Here is a 14,731-nt window from a genome sequence, read left to right on the forward strand (position 1 = left end):
CATGAGTTCTGTCGTTTCTGAGGCCTCGCGCCGCCGCACGTTCGCCGTTATCGCCCACCCGGATGCTGGTAAGTCCACGCTGACGGAGGCGCTGGCGCTGCATGCACACGTTATTAATGAAGCCGGCGCGGTCCACGGCAAGGGCAACCGCAAGTCCACCGTGTCTGACTGGATGGATATGGAAAAGGACCGCGGCATTTCCGTGGCTTCCTCGGCGCTGCAGTTCGAATATGCACCGGAGGGCCACGAGGGCGAGCCCTACATGATCAATCTGGTCGATACCCCGGGCCACGCGGACTTCTCGGAGGATACCTACCGCGTGCTCACCGCGGTGGATGCGGCAGTCATGCTTATCGACGCCGCCAAGGGCCTCGAGCCTCAGACCCTCAAACTCTTCCGCGTGTGCAAGGCCCGCGGCCTGCCTATCATTACCGTCATCAATAAGTGGGACCGCGTGGGCCGCGAGCCCCTAGAGCTTGTCGACGAAATCGTCAACGAAATCCAACTGCAGCCCACCCCGCTGTACTGGCCGGTAGGCATTGCCGGTGACTTCCGCGGCCTGGCGCATATCAACGATGATGGCGAGGCCGATGAGTATATCCACTTCATCCGCACCGCCGGTGGTTCTACCATCGCCCCGGAGGAACACTTTGCTCCGGATGCCGCCGGGGAGAAGGAAGAAGAGGTGTGGGAGACCGCAGTGGAGGAAGCCGAGCTGCTTGCCGCCGATGGCGCCCTGCATGACCAGGAGCTTTTTGAGCAGTGCGTGACCTCCCCACTCATCTTCGCTTCTGCGATGCTGAACTTTGGTGTGCACCAGATTTTGGACACCCTGTGCGCCATTGCCCCGGCTCCGCACTCGCGCGACTCCGATCCGAAGGCAGTTGAGGCTGCCACCAGCGCCATTGATGAAGTCCGCGAGGTCAGCGATGACTTCTCTGGCGTCGTCTTCAAGGTCCAGGCAGGCATGGACCAAAAGCACCGCGATAATCTGGCCTTTATGCGCGTGGTATCCGGTGAATTCGAGCGCGGCATGCAGGTCAACCACGCCCAATCCGGCCGCAGCTTTTCCACCAAGTACGCCCTGACTGTCTTTGGTCGCACGCGCGATACTGTGGACACCGCCTATCCGGGCGATATCGTGGGCTTGGTCAACGCCGGCTCGCTTGCCCCTGGTGACACCATCTATTCCGGCAAGAAGGTGCAATTCAAGCCCATGCCGCAGTTCGCTCCGGAGGCCTTCCGCATTCTGCGCGCGAAGTCGCTGGGCAAGTACAAGGCCTTCCGTAAGGGACTGGAGCAGCTGGCAGCCGAGGGCGTGGTCCAGATTCTCAAGAACGAGGCACGTGGCGATGCCTCCCCTGTCATGGCGGCGGTGGGCCCCATGCAGTTCGAGGTCATGCAGGCCCGCATGGAGTTCGAATACAACGTGGAAACCGTCACCGAGCCTATTCCCTATTCCGTGGCTCGCCGCACCGATGCCGAATCCGCCCCAGAGCTCGGCCGTCAGCGTGGCGTGGAAATCTTTACCCGCCAAGATGGCGAGCTCATCGCGCTCTTTGGCGATAAGTGGAAGCTCGCCTTCATTGAGAAGGAACACCCAGAGCTCACTATGGAAACCCTCGTGGCGGATTAGAAACCACACAGGTCCACATAGCAGAGAAAAAGGCCGCTTCCCGTTCTGGGAAGCGGCCTTTTCCGTTGCGTGTTAAACCATCAACATCACAGGGACAACGGCAATCTTGACCACCTGCCCCACCACAATGGTGGCCGCATAACCGGTCATGATGCGCGAGTCGGAGCTCAGCCCCGTGGCGTAATTGACCACGGCCGGCTGAGCAAAGATGCCAGAAAGTCCGCCAGAGGTACGGGTTTCGGACTGACCCATGAAGCGATTCGCTACAGCGAATAGGACCGAAACCACCACGGTGACAATGGCGGCGAGGATCATGCACTTCAGACCCATCCAGGAGAAGGCGGTGGACAAGAATGGGCCTGACCCCCGGAAAGTGGACACGTCGGGGGTTAGCTATGCTGCTCTAGTCAGTGTAGCTGAATTCTCGGCTTCAAAGACGTCAGGAGCTGAAAGATTGCACCAGGAGTGCCGCCGGCGTGTGTTGTAGCGCATGCACCACCGGAAGACTTCCTGGCGGCAGGAGATCGGATTGTCAAAGACTTTCCTGTCACGCAAGATTTCCCGCTTGAGCGTGGCGTTAAACGATTCTGCTAGGGCGTTATCAGCACTCGTTCCTACCGCTCCCATAGACTGGCGCACACCCAACGACGAGCAATAGTTCCTAAAGGCTTGTGAGGTGTACACGCTGCCGTGATCGGAATGAAAAATAGCCTCATCAAGACTGCCACGCACACCGTGCGCGTGGGCTAGAGCATCGATGACCAGTGAGACTCGCATGTGGTCTGCGAGTGCATGTCCGACAAGTTTGCGCGAGTAGGCGTCGATGACCGTGGCCAGGTACATGTTCTTGCCGCCCTTACACGGCAGGTAGGTGATGTCGCCTACATAGACCTGGTTTGGCTTATCAGCGGTGAATTTGCGGTCTACTAAATCTGGCATGACGCGGTGGCCAGGCTTACGCTTGGTAGTGATGCATCGGCGGCGTTTGGTAAAGCCTTTAAGTCCCATGGCTTTCATGATTCGTGCGACTTTCTTGTGATTTATCGGGCCAAAGCTCGTATCGGCTTTAAGGCTTGCAGCGATGCGTTTAGCACCATAAAGCCCGTATTCATCATCGAAGATGCTCTTGATTTTTGCACCAATAAGAGCATCCGAACACGTCTTTAACCTGCGTTCTTCGCGGGTTTGCACCCATTTGTAGAACGAGGAGCGATTGAGCTTTAACACGTGGCACATCCGCTTGACCGAGAATTCGGTTCGGTGGTCATAGACAAACTGGAAGCGGATCACCAGTGAGTCTCTTCGGCAAAATATTTCGCGGCCTTGCGCAGGATATCGCGTTCTTCACGAAGCTTTGCGTTCTCTTTTTCTAACTGGCGGATCCGTTCGGAATCATTCGCTGCTTGGGCCTTGTCGCGCGTGCTTTTTGTGCGGGCACGTTTGCCGGTGCCGTACTTCTTGATCCAAGAATGCAGCGAGGCACGGTTGATACCGAGCTCTGCTGATGCTGAGTTCAGTGAGAGGTCCTCATTGTTTTCGTAGAGGGCCACGGCATCGCGTTTGAACTGTTCGGAGTACCTGGACATGGTGGTAGATTACCTTTCTTCCAGCCCGACTAGGCTGGATATCAGGTGTCCACCAAACAGGGGTCAGGTCCAATGCCTCGCTGGATGAGAGGCCCACAGACGCCAAGAAGATGACGAGGCCCCACTGCTGGAAGGCGGTATTAATGGAAGCCGGAACCTGCCATGGAATGCGGCGGGTGCGGTGCAGCGCACCGAGGATAAGACCGGTAATCAGCGGGCCGAGCGCGAAGCCCAGCTCGAAAGAAGCACCACCTGGCATCGGTACCACGACCTGGCCCAGCAGGTAACCCAAGAAGAGGCCACCACCCAAGGCCACCCAGTTCAGCTCGGAGTAGGACTTAATGGAGTCGCCGAAGTAATCCTGGATATCGCCCAAGCGGTCAAACTTCACGATGAGCTCGAGGATATCGCCGGAAGCCAGATGAGTTTCATTATTGGCCAAGAATTCCTCATCGCCGCGCTGCACGCGCACGATACGACCGCCATAGCGGGAGAACAGGTTGAGCTCCTCAACGGTGCGGCCGGCAATATCTTGGTTAGAAATAGCCACGGTTTCGATGACCAGGCGCTTATCCACGAACGGAGTTTGCGGCTGGCGCTTGCCCAACATCTGGGTGAGTTCGCGGGCCTTGGCCTTGGTGACCATCACGCGCAGGATATCGCCCTTGTGCAATTCGGGGCGATCGCCGGCAACCCGGACCTTATTACCGCGGCGAATGGTAGCGATAACAAAGTGATCCTTGAACTGTTCTTCCAAATCATCGTAGTTCACGTCTTTGGTAACGCGAATGGTGCGGGAGCGGAAGATCTTGGAGGCAGAATTGTCCTTATCGTGCTTGGCGGGCCAATTCTGCTTGAGCAGGAATGCCACGACTAAAATGGCCACCGCCACACCCACGGGATAGCCCAGCGAGTAGCCCACGGCGGGTAGCTCTTCACCGGTTTGTTGCTGGGCAACTGCCAGCGACGGCGTCGAGGTCGTGGCGCCGGCAAATACACCAACGGAAGCCAAGGTATCCAGCCCCAGCATGCCACCAAAGAGGATGGCTGCGCCCGCGGCCACCACAATCGCAATGGTCGCCGTGAGCATGTGCTTCATCTGCTTGGAAAAGCCCTTGAAGAAGCGCTCACCGGCGGACAGGCCTTGCATATAAATAAAGAGTCCCAAGCCCAGCTCTTGCAGGGAGCTTAAGATGTCTTTATCTAGGTCAATAAACGAGCCGAAGGCCAAGCCCACAAACAGCGTGCCTGCCGCGCCAAAGCGCAGCGGACCGAAGGGGATCATGCCAAATAGCGTGCCGAGCAGCACTATGAAAAAGATGCTCAGCCATATATTTCCATCAAAAATTGCTAACACGCTGGAATAGTTTAGGCATTTTCCATCAAAGTGCCACGTGAAAAGCACTTTCCTCAAAGCCTGCAATCGGCATCGCTACTGCTTAGACCCTTTTCGTCAGGGGCCACCCACCTCCAGCAGCGGCACATCTCACAGCTAACGCCCATAGTGAACTAATCGAGGAGGAATTCCTTCCACCGTGGCCACTCCGTGTAGGTCTGGGCTTTCCCTGCCTGATAGTTCGCCCGCAGCTTGTGTACGTTGCGTTCGGTGGAGGCCACCTGCATATCTTCCGGGAAAAATAAATACGCCTTTCCTTGGCGCTCCAACTCCAAAAGCCGATCTTTGGCTGCGTTATAGAGGGCGGGGCGGGCTATAAGGGCGTCGGCAATAGCGGGGTACCTGCGGAAGATGCGGCGGACGAAGGCTGGGCGCGCGACCTCCGGGCGCACATACCCGCGCGGCTTAGTACCAATAAACAGAAACTTCTCGTATCCGTCCTCTTCTGCTTGCGCAATAGTAATGCCACCGGAAGAGCCCAAAGCACCGTCCACGTACGGCGCGCCGTCGATAAAACGCATCGGCATAATCAGCGGCAGCGTGGAGGAAGCGCGCACGCGCGCGAAGAGATCTTCTGGGGTGTGGATGTCCTGGCGAGTCCAGTAAACAGACTCGCCGGTGTCGGCGCGCGCTGCAGCAAGCACCATATCGGCCGGATGCTCGCAGTAGGACTGCCAATCAAAGGGCAAATCCCTGTCTGCTGCGCGCTCATAGATGTACTCGGCATTGAAATACCCGGTGCCACGCACCAGCGAACCCACGCCACCGAAGCTAGGGTTTTTAGCAAAGTCCGTAAAAGACTCTTCGGCGCGGCGGGCATCGCGCGACAAGTAATTAACGGTGTGCGATGCCCCAGCAGAGACACCGCCTACCCAGCCAAAGTCCACGCCCTCTTCGATGAGTTTGACCATACAGGCGGCCGTATAGGAATTGCGCATGCCGCCGCCTTCAATAACGAGTGCGGTGTTACTGGCGTCAATCATGGTGCCCCATACTACGCTGGGCCCAATGAAGCGTATTTTCCGGCAATTGCTCGCGGACGAAGAAGGCACCTTCGATATCGAAACCGGCCAGCAGCCCCGCACCGGGTTCGCCTATAACCCCACCGGGAAGGTGCTCCTGCGGGTGACGGAGCCTACCCCAGCCGCGGTGAGCAAAGCCTTGGCCTTAGCCAAGGAACACGGCGCGCGGTATCTCGGCACATGGCGCCAGCCCGATGGTCCACTCGTCTTCCTCGCCACGGCCGTAACCCACGATGAGTCTGTGGCCCGCGAGCGCGTTGCCGCCACCGGGCAGCGTGCGTACTTCGACTTGGAGCGCTGCCGCACCATCACCGTGAGCGCTCACTAGACTGGGCTCCCATGGGATTAAAAGATGCACTTGCCCGGCTGACCGGCGCGCAGTCCCCGCACCTGGCCCGCCCAGACTCCGCGGCGCTCACCGCCCACATTGACCGGCTAGAAATCCACACCGCCGGGCCGCTTATCATCGTCGTGACTGACCAGCCCGGTGCCGAGGTACTGCGCGAGGTAGCCCGCGCCCACGAGTCAGCTACGCTGGTTTCCCCCACCACGACGGTGCATTTTCCCGCCTTAAAAAAGGAAGCCTTGCCCATCAAAGATCCCCGGCACGGCTGGGTCATTCCGCTAACGCCCGCGCTTGCCGACGCCCTCGTAGACAACCTCCCCTACCCCGGCGACTACGAGCTTTCCCCCGCCCTAGCCGTGGTGGTGGAATAGTTTCCTGAAAGGACTGCCATGCTGCTTGTGCCTTATGCTGGAAAGAAGCCGCGTATTCACCGCAGTGCGTGGATTGCACCCACTGCCACCATCATTGGCGATGTAGAAATCGGCCCGGATTCCTCCGTGTTTTATGGCAGTGTTCTGCGCGGCGACGTGGGCGCGATTCGCATTGGTGCTAGGTGCAATATTCAGGACAATTGCGTCTTCCACGTAGAAGAGGACACGCCGTGCGTACTAGAAGATGATGTCACGGTGGGACACATGGCGATGGTCCATGCCGCACATGTGGAGGCCGGTTCCCTGGTGGGTATGTCCTCTTCGCTGCTCTCGCGCTGCACTATTGGAACCGGCTCGCTCATCGCGGCAGGCGCTGTGGTACTGGAAGGAACCACCATTGCGCCGCGGAGCCTTGCCGCCGGCGTGCCAGCCAAGGTGCGCCGCGAGCTCAGCCCAGAGGAATCGCAAGCCTTCATTCCGCATGCTGCCCGCTACGTGGACTGCGCGCGCAGCCAATCCGATGTGGCTTTGAGCCTGGATGAGGTCACCTTTGATTAAAGGGAAAGCACGCCCATGAGGATGAGGAAGACCGCCACGAGGTAGCCGCCAAAGAGCGCCACCTGGGTGCTATTGGCGCGCGCCGCGGCAAAAAGACGGCCGGCGGCCGATTCGGGATGGGCGCGCACCACCGCAATAAAAAGGCCACAGACAGTGGGCAGGGACAGGGCAAGGCTGGCGTACCACACCAAGCCGCCGTACTGAGCGGCCGGAGCAATATCTTCGGTAGCCAAGTGCATAAGCCCGTAATAAAACGGCACCGAGGTCAGCGATTGCACCACACCCATTACGAAGCCGATGAGTGCGGTAATCGGTGACGGCGTGCGCAGCGGCTCGAGCAGACGACTTACTAAGGCATTGGGCTGGCCTTGAGAGCGCCACGCACCGAACCCCACCGCGATGCCGACTGCGACAAGTACCCAGCCAGCAATGGGTGAGCTCAAAATGGCCTCGATCTGGTCTTTTACCCCTAGCAAAACAAACATCACCACGGCCGCCGCGGCGAGAACGCCAATCCAGTCTCCTACCACCACCAATGCAGCAATGCGCCGATACTTGCCGCGGGGCAAGATGATGCCAATGGCCACGAGGATGCCAATGAGTAGCGCATTGACGGAATCCAAGAGGGCAAAACTAACGGCGTGGAGCATGCCGGTCAGTCTACCGCCCCATACCGCCATCGCCGATACGCCTGAGGGCACAAGCCGCATATCTCACGAGCAGCTTCCTGCGTTCCACCGCACAGATCTTTGCACACGTTCCGCAATTTTGCGTACACTATGCAATGTTTCGCACGGGGTGCAGATTTCTCCCCGTGGATTCCATAGTCACTGTCACCCGCGCGCAGGCCATTGCACGCATACCGCACAAGAAAGCACATTTTTATGTCTAAATTCCTCTACCGGCTAGGTAGCTGGTCCTACCGCAAGGTGTGGCCATTCCTCGCCTTTTGGCTCATCGTCTTGGTGGCCATGGCAGGACTTACCGCCGGCTTTGCCAAGTCACCGAACCCTAATTTCTCCATGCCGGAGATGGACTCCACCACCACCCAAGACAAGATGATGGAGCGCTTCGGCCAAGACACCGATGCCATGAGTGCACCCGAAGGCACGGTGGTCATCCAAGCACCGGAGGGCAAAGACCTCACCGATAAACAGGTAGCTGGCAAGGTAGATGACCTCCTTAGTGAGCTCAAAGACACTGGCGCGCTCAAGGACCAGGACAAACTGGTCAGCCCGGTGATGGCTGCAGCCGGCATGGAAAAGCAAATGGGCGAAAAGATGAAAGCCCAGCACATGCCGGAGGAGCAGATTAAGAAGAACCTGCAACAGCTCTCCCCTCTGAGCGAGGACAAAACTACCGGTACCGTCACTATTACCTTCGACGCCGACGAAGTCAGGGACATCCCAGAAGAGGACATGACCAAGGTCACGGACGTCCTCAACAAGTACGACGAGGGCGAGCTCACCGTGAAGTACCAGGGCAACGCCTTTAGCTCCGCGGGCCAAGAGACGGGTGGCAGCGCCGAGATTATCGGCCTCATCGTCGCCGCAATCGTGCTGCTGATTACCTTCGGTTCCTTCGTGGCCGCTGGCATGCCGTTGATTTCCGCCATCATCGGCGTGGGCATCGGCATCCTCGGCGTGCAGGTATCCACGGTCTTTACGGATACCGTCTCCGATATGACCCCGACGTTGGCCTCCATGATTGGCCTGGCCGTCGGCATCGATTACGCACTGTTTATTGTCAACCGCTTCCGCAACGAGCTCATCACCTCCTCTGGCCTCAACGATCTTTCGCCAAAGGAACTGGCCCAAGAGCTCAAGAAGATGGATAAGGCCACCCGTGCCCACGCCATGGGCATGGCGCTGGGCACCGCGGGCGGTTCCGTTGTCTTCGCCGGCACCACCGTGGTCATCGCCTTGGCCGCGCTGACCATTATCGGTATCCCGTTCCTGGGCACCATGGCCATCGCCGCCGCGGCAACAGTGATCATCGCCGTATTGGTTGCCAATACTTTCATCCCCGCCCTGCTGGGACTTTTGGGCACCAAGATCTTCGCCGGCCGCGTGCCTGGCCCCAAGGTTCCAGACCCAGAGGACGAAAAGCCCACGGCGGAATCAAGCGGTGGATGCGCCACGCTTGAATAGTTCGTTAAGTATTTCACGTGGGGTTGCGCCGCCGAGGATTTGTCGGGGTGTTTCGTTGAGCTCATTTTGCACCCACGCGACATGTTCGGGTGTGACGGTGGCAAAGTCGGTGCCCTTTTTGTAGAACCTGCGCCTGATCTCGCCGTTGGTGTTCTCGTTGGTTGGTCTCTGCCACGGTGAGTGCGGTTCACAGAAAAACACCTGGCAGCCGTCTTTAATCTGGACTTGTGCTGTGACAGCCATTTCTGCGCCTTGGTCCCATGTGATGGTCTTTAGCTGCTCGGTGTTGAGGTCTTTGACCATGTCCTGCAGGGTTGCGACCACGGTGTGTGAACTGTGCTCATCGGGAAGGTGTCCAAGCAGGGTGTAACGGCTGGTGCGCTCTACTAGGGTAATCAGCGCGCTTTTGCCACCTTTACCAATAACAAGGTCGCCCTCCCAGTGCCCGGGAATAGCCCTGTCATCAGCTTCCGGGCTGCGGTGGGTGATCTCAGCACCTTTGATCCAAGGGCGACCGGTTAACACGCCAGCGTTTCGGGCACGACGCTTGCGTGTTGAGCCGCCGCGGATAAGTACGTCTTTAGTCTTCATGACTTCTTCAAGCTCGGCTCGCAGGCTGCCTTTGCCTTGAATGTATAAGGCACTGTAGATCGCTTCGTGGGAAATACGCATGCTTTCATCATCGCTGAAAGCATGCTCAAGCCATGCACTAATGCGCCCAGGTGACCACCTGCGGGCAAGGCAATCGACTACTACACCCCGAAGCGTTGGGCTTTCATCGAGCTTGCGTAGTTTTGGCCGCACCATCCGACCAGCAGTAGAAACAGCAGCGTTGTGGGCGTTATACCGCAGCTGCTCTGTGCCGTCATCATCGACGATCTTCCAACCATTACGGGTGATTTCACGAGCGACGACACTGTGGTGCCTATTTATTTTCTGCGCGATGGCTCGTGCCGAATCACCGACACGACATCCCGCTTCAATAGCAACACGGTCTTCAACAGTAAGCCTGCGACCACGCCCTACTAAGGCGTGTTTGTCGAATACGCCGCTAGGAAATCCATCAACGGCTTGAGTTTTCATCGGTGCTGGCATAACAGAATCTTTACCCAGCTTCTTGCCTGTATCTGGCAAAGACACCACCGCCTCATCAGGCGTTCGACGATGTCGCTGCCGGCGTAACTTCGCATACCGCTGCTTCCTTATCCACCCATACACGGTAGAAGGATGCACACCGATAGCATCAGCCACTGTCTGACAGCTCTCACCAGCAAGCACTCGCTCCACGGCCTGGGCACGTTTATCAGGTGACAAGTGGGCGCGTCTAGGCCGCACTTCGATTACACCAGCTTTCTTTAACCTGCTGTGAAGCAAGCCAGTCGATATTCCAACAGTCTGTGCTGCTTGACTGATCGACATACCTGCACGCACCAACCCAACAGCCTCACGGACAAACGGATCACGCAAACGACTCGCACGCCTGCCTGGAGGTTCGACACCTCTTACCCTCAACCAACCGTAAACCGATTCGGGGCCTACACCCACATCACGCGCGACCAGGCTAACTGCCTCGCCTGCCACCACGCGCTCAACAGCAGCATCCTTAACATCCTTCGGAGTCCAACGCGTCACAACTACCTCCCGGTCGAAGTGGCGCATTCACCCCTTGACAGCACGCACCATGGGCCTGCGCTGGGTACGTCGCGTGCGTGCCCACCCGTGGCTGCACCTTATCGCGGGCGTCGTCTTGCTGGGCATCCTGGCCGTACCATTTGCCCAGCTGCGCCTGGCCATGCCTACCGATGGCACCGCAAAGCCCGGCACCCCGCAGCGCGAGGCCTATGAGATTACGGCAGACGCCTTTGGTCCTGGCCGCAATGCGCCGATGATCGCGTTCGTTGATGTGGCCGACGTTCCCGAGCAGGACCGCATGCCGGCCTTCCAAGATCTCCTGAAGGAGATCAACGGCAATGACGGCGTAGAAAACGCCCAGATCGTGCAGACCACCGAGAACGGTGATGCTGCGCAGATCATGATTACGCCCACCACCGGCGCGACCGACGAAGAGACCACGGAAACCCTTAACCAACTGCGCGATTACCAGGGTGAGTTTGAAAAGACCGGCGGTTCCTACGGCATTACCGGTATCACCCCGATCTTCGATGACATTTCTGAGCGCCTCAATAACGTGCTCATCCCATACGTAGCCATCGTGCTGGGCTTGGCCTTCATCGTCTTGATGCTGGTCTTCCGCTCCATCTGGGTACCGCTCATCGCCGCAGCCGGCTTCGCTTTGTCGATGGCCGCAACCTTCGGCATCACCGTGGCCATTTGGCAAGAAGGCATGTTCGGCATCGTCGACGACCCACAGCCGCTGCTTTCCTTCCTGCCCATCATGCTCATCGGCCTGACCTTCGGCCTGGCTATGGACTACCAGGTCTTCTTGGTCACCCGCATGCGCGAGGGCTTTGTCAATGGCAAGACGGCTGGCAACGCTACCTCCAATGGCTTTAAGCACGGCGCCCGCGTGGTCACGGCGGCGGCCCTTATTATGATTTCTGTCTTTGCCGCCTTCATCTTGATGGACGAGCCATTCATCAAGACCATGGGCTTTGCCTTGGCTGCGGGCGTGCTTATCGATGCCTTCGTGGTCCGCATGATGATCATCCCCGCTACCATGTTTGTACTGGATAAGAAGGCATGGTGGTTCCCGCGCTGGTTGGATAAGATCACGCCAAACATGGACATCGAAGGTGAGGCCTTGCACTCTGAGCGCGAGGAACTCCTGCGCGCACAACGAGAGAAGGTAGGCGAGACCCACCGTGGCTAGTCTGCGCGAAGAAAAGAAGCGGGCTACGCGTCAGGCCATGGCCGATGCGGCAGCGCGCCTCGTCCTCGACGGTGGCGCCGAAGCCGCCACGATCTCCGGCATCACCACGGCCGTCGGGGTCTCCCCGCGCACCTTTCACAACTACTTCTCCTCCGTGGCAGATGCGCTACTGTCCTTTAGCACCGATGTGCTTGCCAAGTTTTCCAAGGAAGTACCCACTGTCTTTCCTAATTCATCCATTTCTGAATTCCTCGAACAGGTAACGCTCGATGCCACCGAAAACGAGGGCAAAGAGCTACATTCTTTTACCTCTCATTTCACCATTGGCGAGGCTTTAGAAAACTTGAGCCATACCTCGAAAAAGCGCCAACAATTCCAAGTCGTAGCTGACCAAGTTTTGGAAGCTTTCCACCAACGCGTCCCGGATAAGTCGCGCTTTGAGATCGCGGTCATTCTCCAAGCGTGTGCGGGTGCCAGTGCGATGAGCATGAAAGAAATCCACCGCCGCTCCCAAGCCGAAGAATCACTGGACGCTCACACAAAGCATGAGATAGTTCGCACAGCCTTTGCCACCGTGCGCGCCATCGACTAGCTAGCCTAATGGGCGCTTTAATCCGTATGCTCGGCAATAGTTATGGATAAGAAAGCCCCTATATCGAGCACCGCGCAAAACGCCCGCTTCATTCAAGCGGGCGTTAATGCCGCATTTCAAGACCGCATCGGGGAGGCGACCGACGTGGAATTTAATTTCCTCGGCCCCTCCACTGACGATAAAGACAACTTTGTCACCGATCAGCTAGTGGAGGCGAGGATAAGTTCCGCGCGGCACGTTTCTGATTTCCGTGGCGTGCGCCTCGCCGTCATCGCCGCAGGCACCTGGCACTGGACTACCGCTGCGACCGAGCATTTTGCTGACCTTCCGCAGTCAGGTACGGCCAGCACAGACGTCGACCGAATGGTTGCTTATGCCTCCCTTATCGTGGGCAACATGCCGGTGCTGCGCGCCCAGCAGGGAAAGAACGTGGCCATCGTTGCGGTAGATTTCCACCCCTACCTGGACTTTCGCCAAACCTTGCTGCACGGTCTCCAACACAGCAGCGCGGAAACGGACGAGAAGGAACCGGCCCTCGCACTTGCCCGCTACCTAGACATGGAGTCCACCGCGGAAGAGCCCTACCTGCATTTTTCTGATGGCACCACGGTGCGTTTTGAGCAGTCAAGCCCCGGGGTACACAAGATTTCCAGCATCACCCCAGGCTTGGCGGCCGCTCGCGTCTTGGAGGACGCCTTTTACTTAAGCACCGAAAGCCAGATGTTTTTCCAAGGCAACTTCCCAGATGCCACGGTAGAACTCGATGTGGATAAGGCCATTGCCACGGTGTCCTACAGCGGCGGGCAGATGACGGCCAATGCGGTGCTTATCGCAACCATTTCGGACGAGGAATTCACGTGGGCCTGGGCGGATCCGAAGCTCAAGGACACCACCGCGGCGCGGTTGGCGGGTAACCTAGCGCGCTTTGGCATAGACGAGGCCGTGCCCGAATTGGTGCGCCCGCACCTTCCCCTTCCGCTGGCGCGTGGACACCAGCTGCCGCACCTAGCTTTGCCCATTTTGGGGATCTGGACGCTGGCGGGCACTACGCTTGCCGACGCCCGCGTGGGCCTCGTCCTGCTCGACGCCCCACAGCTGCACCTCCCGGAGCCGACTCCGGCAGCCACCGAAGCGACGCTGTCGGTGCCCCCTCCCGCATGGATCAACGCCGATCGCGCCCGCGCCGCCTATGGATCATTTCGCGGGGTGGAGGTGTAAGGCGCTGCGGAGGGCGTCCACGTCGACGTCGGCAAGCGCGGCAGGCTCAAATGCCGCATCGTTGGTTTTATCCACCAAGACCGCTCGCACGCCCTCGGCAAAGTCCCCACGCCGGTACATATAAGCGCCCAGGTTGGTCTCCATATCTAGCGCTTCGCGGATGCTGCCGCACTCCTGCTCGGCGCGGAAGAGCTCCATGGCCGCCACGATGGAGGTCGGGCACGCCTGCGCGGTCAGCTTTTCTACCTGTTGCTTTAGTTCTGGGTACTGTTCCAAGGCCGCGGAAACGTCTTGCCAGGTGTTGTGGGAAAAGGCGTCCTCGATGGCGTCGATAAGCTCGGCCAAGGGGGCCTCGCCGCTAGGTGCGGTGGCGTGCTGGGACAGCGCCGTGGCTAGTCCATTCTCGATAACCGCGTTAGCAAAGACCTCGCCGTCCGCCACATAGTGGGTGGCCAGCCCGCTCCACACAAGGTCTGCGGCATACATGCGGTAGCCGGTAATCCCCCAGAACTTCGCCAACTCAGGCGAGGCCTTCCCACGCGTTCCCACCGCGCGCTGGGCGGCATAGGCCATGCCTACATCGGTGACGTAGCCGATATTCATCTCTGGCATGGAGGCAAAGGTTTTCTCCGTAACCACGCGGTGGGACCCATGGGCGGAAATGCCCAGACCACCTCCCATAGCGATGCCATCGATGAGCGCCACGATGGGCTTGGGATATTCCGCGATATCACCGTTCAACGTGTATTCGGTGGCGAAGAAGGCATCGACCTCATCCACCTTGCCCTCCTTGACCCCTTCGCGGGCGTAGCGAACATCGCCGCCGGCGCAATATGCCTTGGGGCTAGTCGAGGTAAACAGCACCTGTTCCACCTCATCGTTGTCGCGCCACTGCGCAAGCGACTCCGCAATGAGGTGGATCATTTCCGGGGTGAGAGAATTGAGAGCCTTGGGACGGTTGAGCTCAATGACTCCGGTATGGTTACGGATTGAGGAAACGATAGGTGCAGTATTAGTCATAACCCC

12 protein-coding genes and 4 pseudogenes are annotated in these 14,731 nt (G+C 58.5%); 8 read left to right on the forward strand and 8 right to left on the reverse strand.

Annotation, left to right across the window (positions count from 1 at the left end; all coding sequences use genetic code 11):
• Nucleotide 1 precedes the first annotated feature (1 nt).
• Complete coding sequence (locus tag LG376_RS11895; RefSeq protein WP_225747269.1) at nucleotides 2-1,636, forward strand: peptide chain release factor 3; 1,635 nt, start codon at nucleotides 2-4, stop codon at nucleotides 1,634-1,636.
• Nucleotides 1,637-1,708: 72 nt separating this feature from the next.
• On the opposite strand, the gene LG376_RS11900 is transcribed toward LG376_RS11895, so the two are convergent.
• The 4 genes from LG376_RS11900 to LG376_RS11915 form a co-directional block, all read right to left on the reverse strand.
• Complete coding sequence (locus tag LG376_RS11900) at nucleotides 1,709-2,017, reverse strand: hypothetical protein (protein WP_225747270.1); 309 nt, start codon at nucleotides 2,015-2,017, stop codon at nucleotides 1,709-1,711.
• Nucleotides 2,018-2,029: 12 nt separating this feature from the next.
• Nucleotides 2,030-3,222 (reverse strand): IS3 family transposase gene (locus tag LG376_RS11905; protein ID WP_225746148.1). Its coding sequence is split into 2 segments (ribosomal slippage): nucleotides 2,030-2,943 and nucleotides 2,943-3,222, totalling 1,194 coding nucleotides; the frame shifts between segments, so codons are not numbered across the junction.
• The gene (locus LG376_RS11910; protein ID WP_225747271.1) at nucleotides 3,164-4,579 is read right to left on the reverse strand and encodes a TrkA C-terminal domain-containing protein; all 1,416 of its coding nucleotides are present in this window, start codon (nucleotides 4,577-4,579) and stop codon (nucleotides 3,164-3,166) included. The genes LG376_RS11905 and LG376_RS11910 overlap by 59 nt, the downstream gene beginning before the upstream one ends.
• A gap of 152 nt (nucleotides 4,580-4,731) precedes the next feature.
• Nucleotides 4,732-5,601 carry a patatin family protein gene (locus LG376_RS11915; protein WP_049379097.1) on the reverse strand — a complete coding sequence of 290 codons (870 nt, stop codon included), beginning with the start codon at nucleotides 5,599-5,601 and terminating at the stop codon, nucleotides 4,732-4,734.
• Nucleotides 5,602-5,626: 25 nt separating this feature from the next.
• Here LG376_RS11915 and LG376_RS11920 point away from each other — a divergent pair, with 25 nt between their 5' ends.
• The 3 genes from LG376_RS11920 to LG376_RS11930 are packed head-to-tail and all read left to right on the forward strand — an operon-like array spanning nucleotide 5,627 to nucleotide 6,915.
• Nucleotides 5,627-5,968, forward strand: coding sequence for a hypothetical protein (locus tag LG376_RS11920; RefSeq protein WP_225747272.1), 342 nt, complete (start codon nucleotides 5,627-5,629; stop codon nucleotides 5,966-5,968).
• An 11-nt stretch (nucleotides 5,969-5,979) separates the two neighbouring features.
• Nucleotides 5,980-6,357, forward strand: a complete 378-nt coding sequence (locus LG376_RS11925; protein ID WP_049379095.1) for a hypothetical protein — start codon at nucleotides 5,980-5,982, stop codon at nucleotides 6,355-6,357.
• Nucleotides 6,358-6,375: 18 nt separating this feature from the next.
• The gene (locus LG376_RS11930; protein WP_225747273.1) at nucleotides 6,376-6,915 is read left to right on the forward strand and encodes a gamma carbonic anhydrase family protein; all 540 of its coding nucleotides are present in this window, start codon (nucleotides 6,376-6,378) and stop codon (nucleotides 6,913-6,915) included.
• On the opposite strand, the gene LG376_RS11935 is transcribed toward LG376_RS11930, so the two are convergent.
• The gene (locus LG376_RS11935; RefSeq protein WP_225747274.1) at nucleotides 6,912-7,565 is read right to left on the reverse strand and encodes a hypothetical protein; all 654 of its coding nucleotides are present in this window, start codon (nucleotides 7,563-7,565) and stop codon (nucleotides 6,912-6,914) included. The genes LG376_RS11930 and LG376_RS11935 overlap by 4 nt on opposite strands.
• Nucleotides 7,566-7,799: 234 nt before the next feature.
• Here LG376_RS11935 and LG376_RS11940 point away from each other — a divergent pair.
• Nucleotides 7,800-9,029 (forward strand): annotated as a pseudogene (locus LG376_RS11940) (MMPL family transporter); the annotation flags it as partial.
• 6 nt (nucleotides 9,030-9,035) lie between these two features.
• Here LG376_RS11940 and LG376_RS11945 read toward each other — a convergent pair.
• Nucleotides 9,036-10,255: pseudogene (locus LG376_RS11945) on the reverse strand (IS30-like element IS1513 family transposase).
• 19 nt (nucleotides 10,256-10,274) lie between these two features.
• Nucleotides 10,275-10,724 (reverse strand): annotated as a pseudogene (locus LG376_RS12720) (helix-turn-helix domain-containing protein); the annotation flags it as partial.
• A 19-nt stretch (nucleotides 10,725-10,743) separates the two neighbouring features.
• On the opposite strand from LG376_RS12720, the pseudogene LG376_RS11955 reads away from it, so the two are divergent.
• The 3 genes and pseudogenes from LG376_RS11955 to LG376_RS11965 form a co-directional block, all read left to right on the forward strand.
• Nucleotides 10,744-11,895 (forward strand): annotated as a pseudogene (locus LG376_RS11955) (MMPL family transporter); the annotation flags it as partial.
• A complete protein-coding gene (locus LG376_RS11960) occupies nucleotides 11,888-12,487 on the forward strand; it encodes a TetR/AcrR family transcriptional regulator (protein ID WP_225747275.1) in 600 nt (199 codons plus the stop codon). The pseudogene LG376_RS11955 and the gene LG376_RS11960, both read left to right, overlap by 8 nt.
• Before the next feature lie 42 nt (nucleotides 12,488-12,529).
• Nucleotides 12,530-13,705 (forward strand): DUF6882 domain-containing protein, encoded by a 1,176-nt coding sequence (locus tag LG376_RS11965; RefSeq protein WP_225747276.1) that lies wholly within the window; start codon nucleotides 12,530-12,532, stop codon nucleotides 13,703-13,705.
• Here LG376_RS11965 and LG376_RS11970 read toward each other — a convergent pair.
• Nucleotides 13,682-14,725 carry a 3-hydroxyisobutyryl-CoA hydrolase gene (locus LG376_RS11970; RefSeq protein ID WP_225747277.1) on the reverse strand — a complete coding sequence of 348 codons (1,044 nt, stop codon included), beginning with the start codon at nucleotides 14,723-14,725 and terminating at the stop codon, nucleotides 13,682-13,684. The two genes, LG376_RS11965 and LG376_RS11970, sit on opposite strands and share 24 nt — an antisense overlap.
• Between the last annotated feature and the right edge of the window lie 6 nt (nucleotides 14,726-14,731).

Source organism: Corynebacterium sp. Marseille-P4611 (assembly GCF_916618765.1).
Lineage (GTDB): Bacteria > Actinomycetota > Actinomycetes > Mycobacteriales > Mycobacteriaceae > Corynebacterium > Corynebacterium marquesiae.

What these genes read in the sequence shown, in the direction of transcription:
- LG376_RS11965 (WP_225747276.1), top strand. Translation starts at nt 12,530, where the DNA reads ATGGATAAGAAAGCCCCTATATCGAGCACCGCGCAAAACGCCCGCTTC.
- LG376_RS11930 (WP_225747273.1), top strand. Translation starts at nt 6,376, where the DNA reads ATGCTGCTTGTGCCTTATGCTGGAAAGAAGCCGCGTATTCACCGCAGT.
- LG376_RS11920 (WP_225747272.1), top strand. Translation starts at nt 5,627, where the DNA reads ATGAAGCGTATTTTCCGGCAATTGCTCGCGGACGAAGAAGGCACCTTC.
- LG376_RS11895 (WP_225747269.1), top strand. Translation starts at nt 2, where the DNA reads ATGAGTTCTGTCGTTTCTGAGGCCTCGCGCCGCCGCACGTTCGCCGTT.
- LG376_RS11915 (WP_049379097.1), bottom strand. Translation starts at nt 5,601, where the DNA reads ATGATTGACGCCAGTAACACCGCACTCGTTATTGAAGGCGGCGGCATG.
- LG376_RS11925 (WP_049379095.1), top strand. Translation starts at nt 5,980, where the DNA reads ATGGGATTAAAAGATGCACTTGCCCGGCTGACCGGCGCGCAGTCCCCG.
- LG376_RS11970 (WP_225747277.1), bottom strand. Translation starts at nt 14,725, where the DNA reads ATGACTAATACTGCACCTATCGTTTCCTCAATCCGTAACCATACCGGA.
- LG376_RS11935 (WP_225747274.1), bottom strand. Translation starts at nt 7,565, where the DNA reads ATGCTCCACGCCGTTAGTTTTGCCCTCTTGGATTCCGTCAATGCGCTA.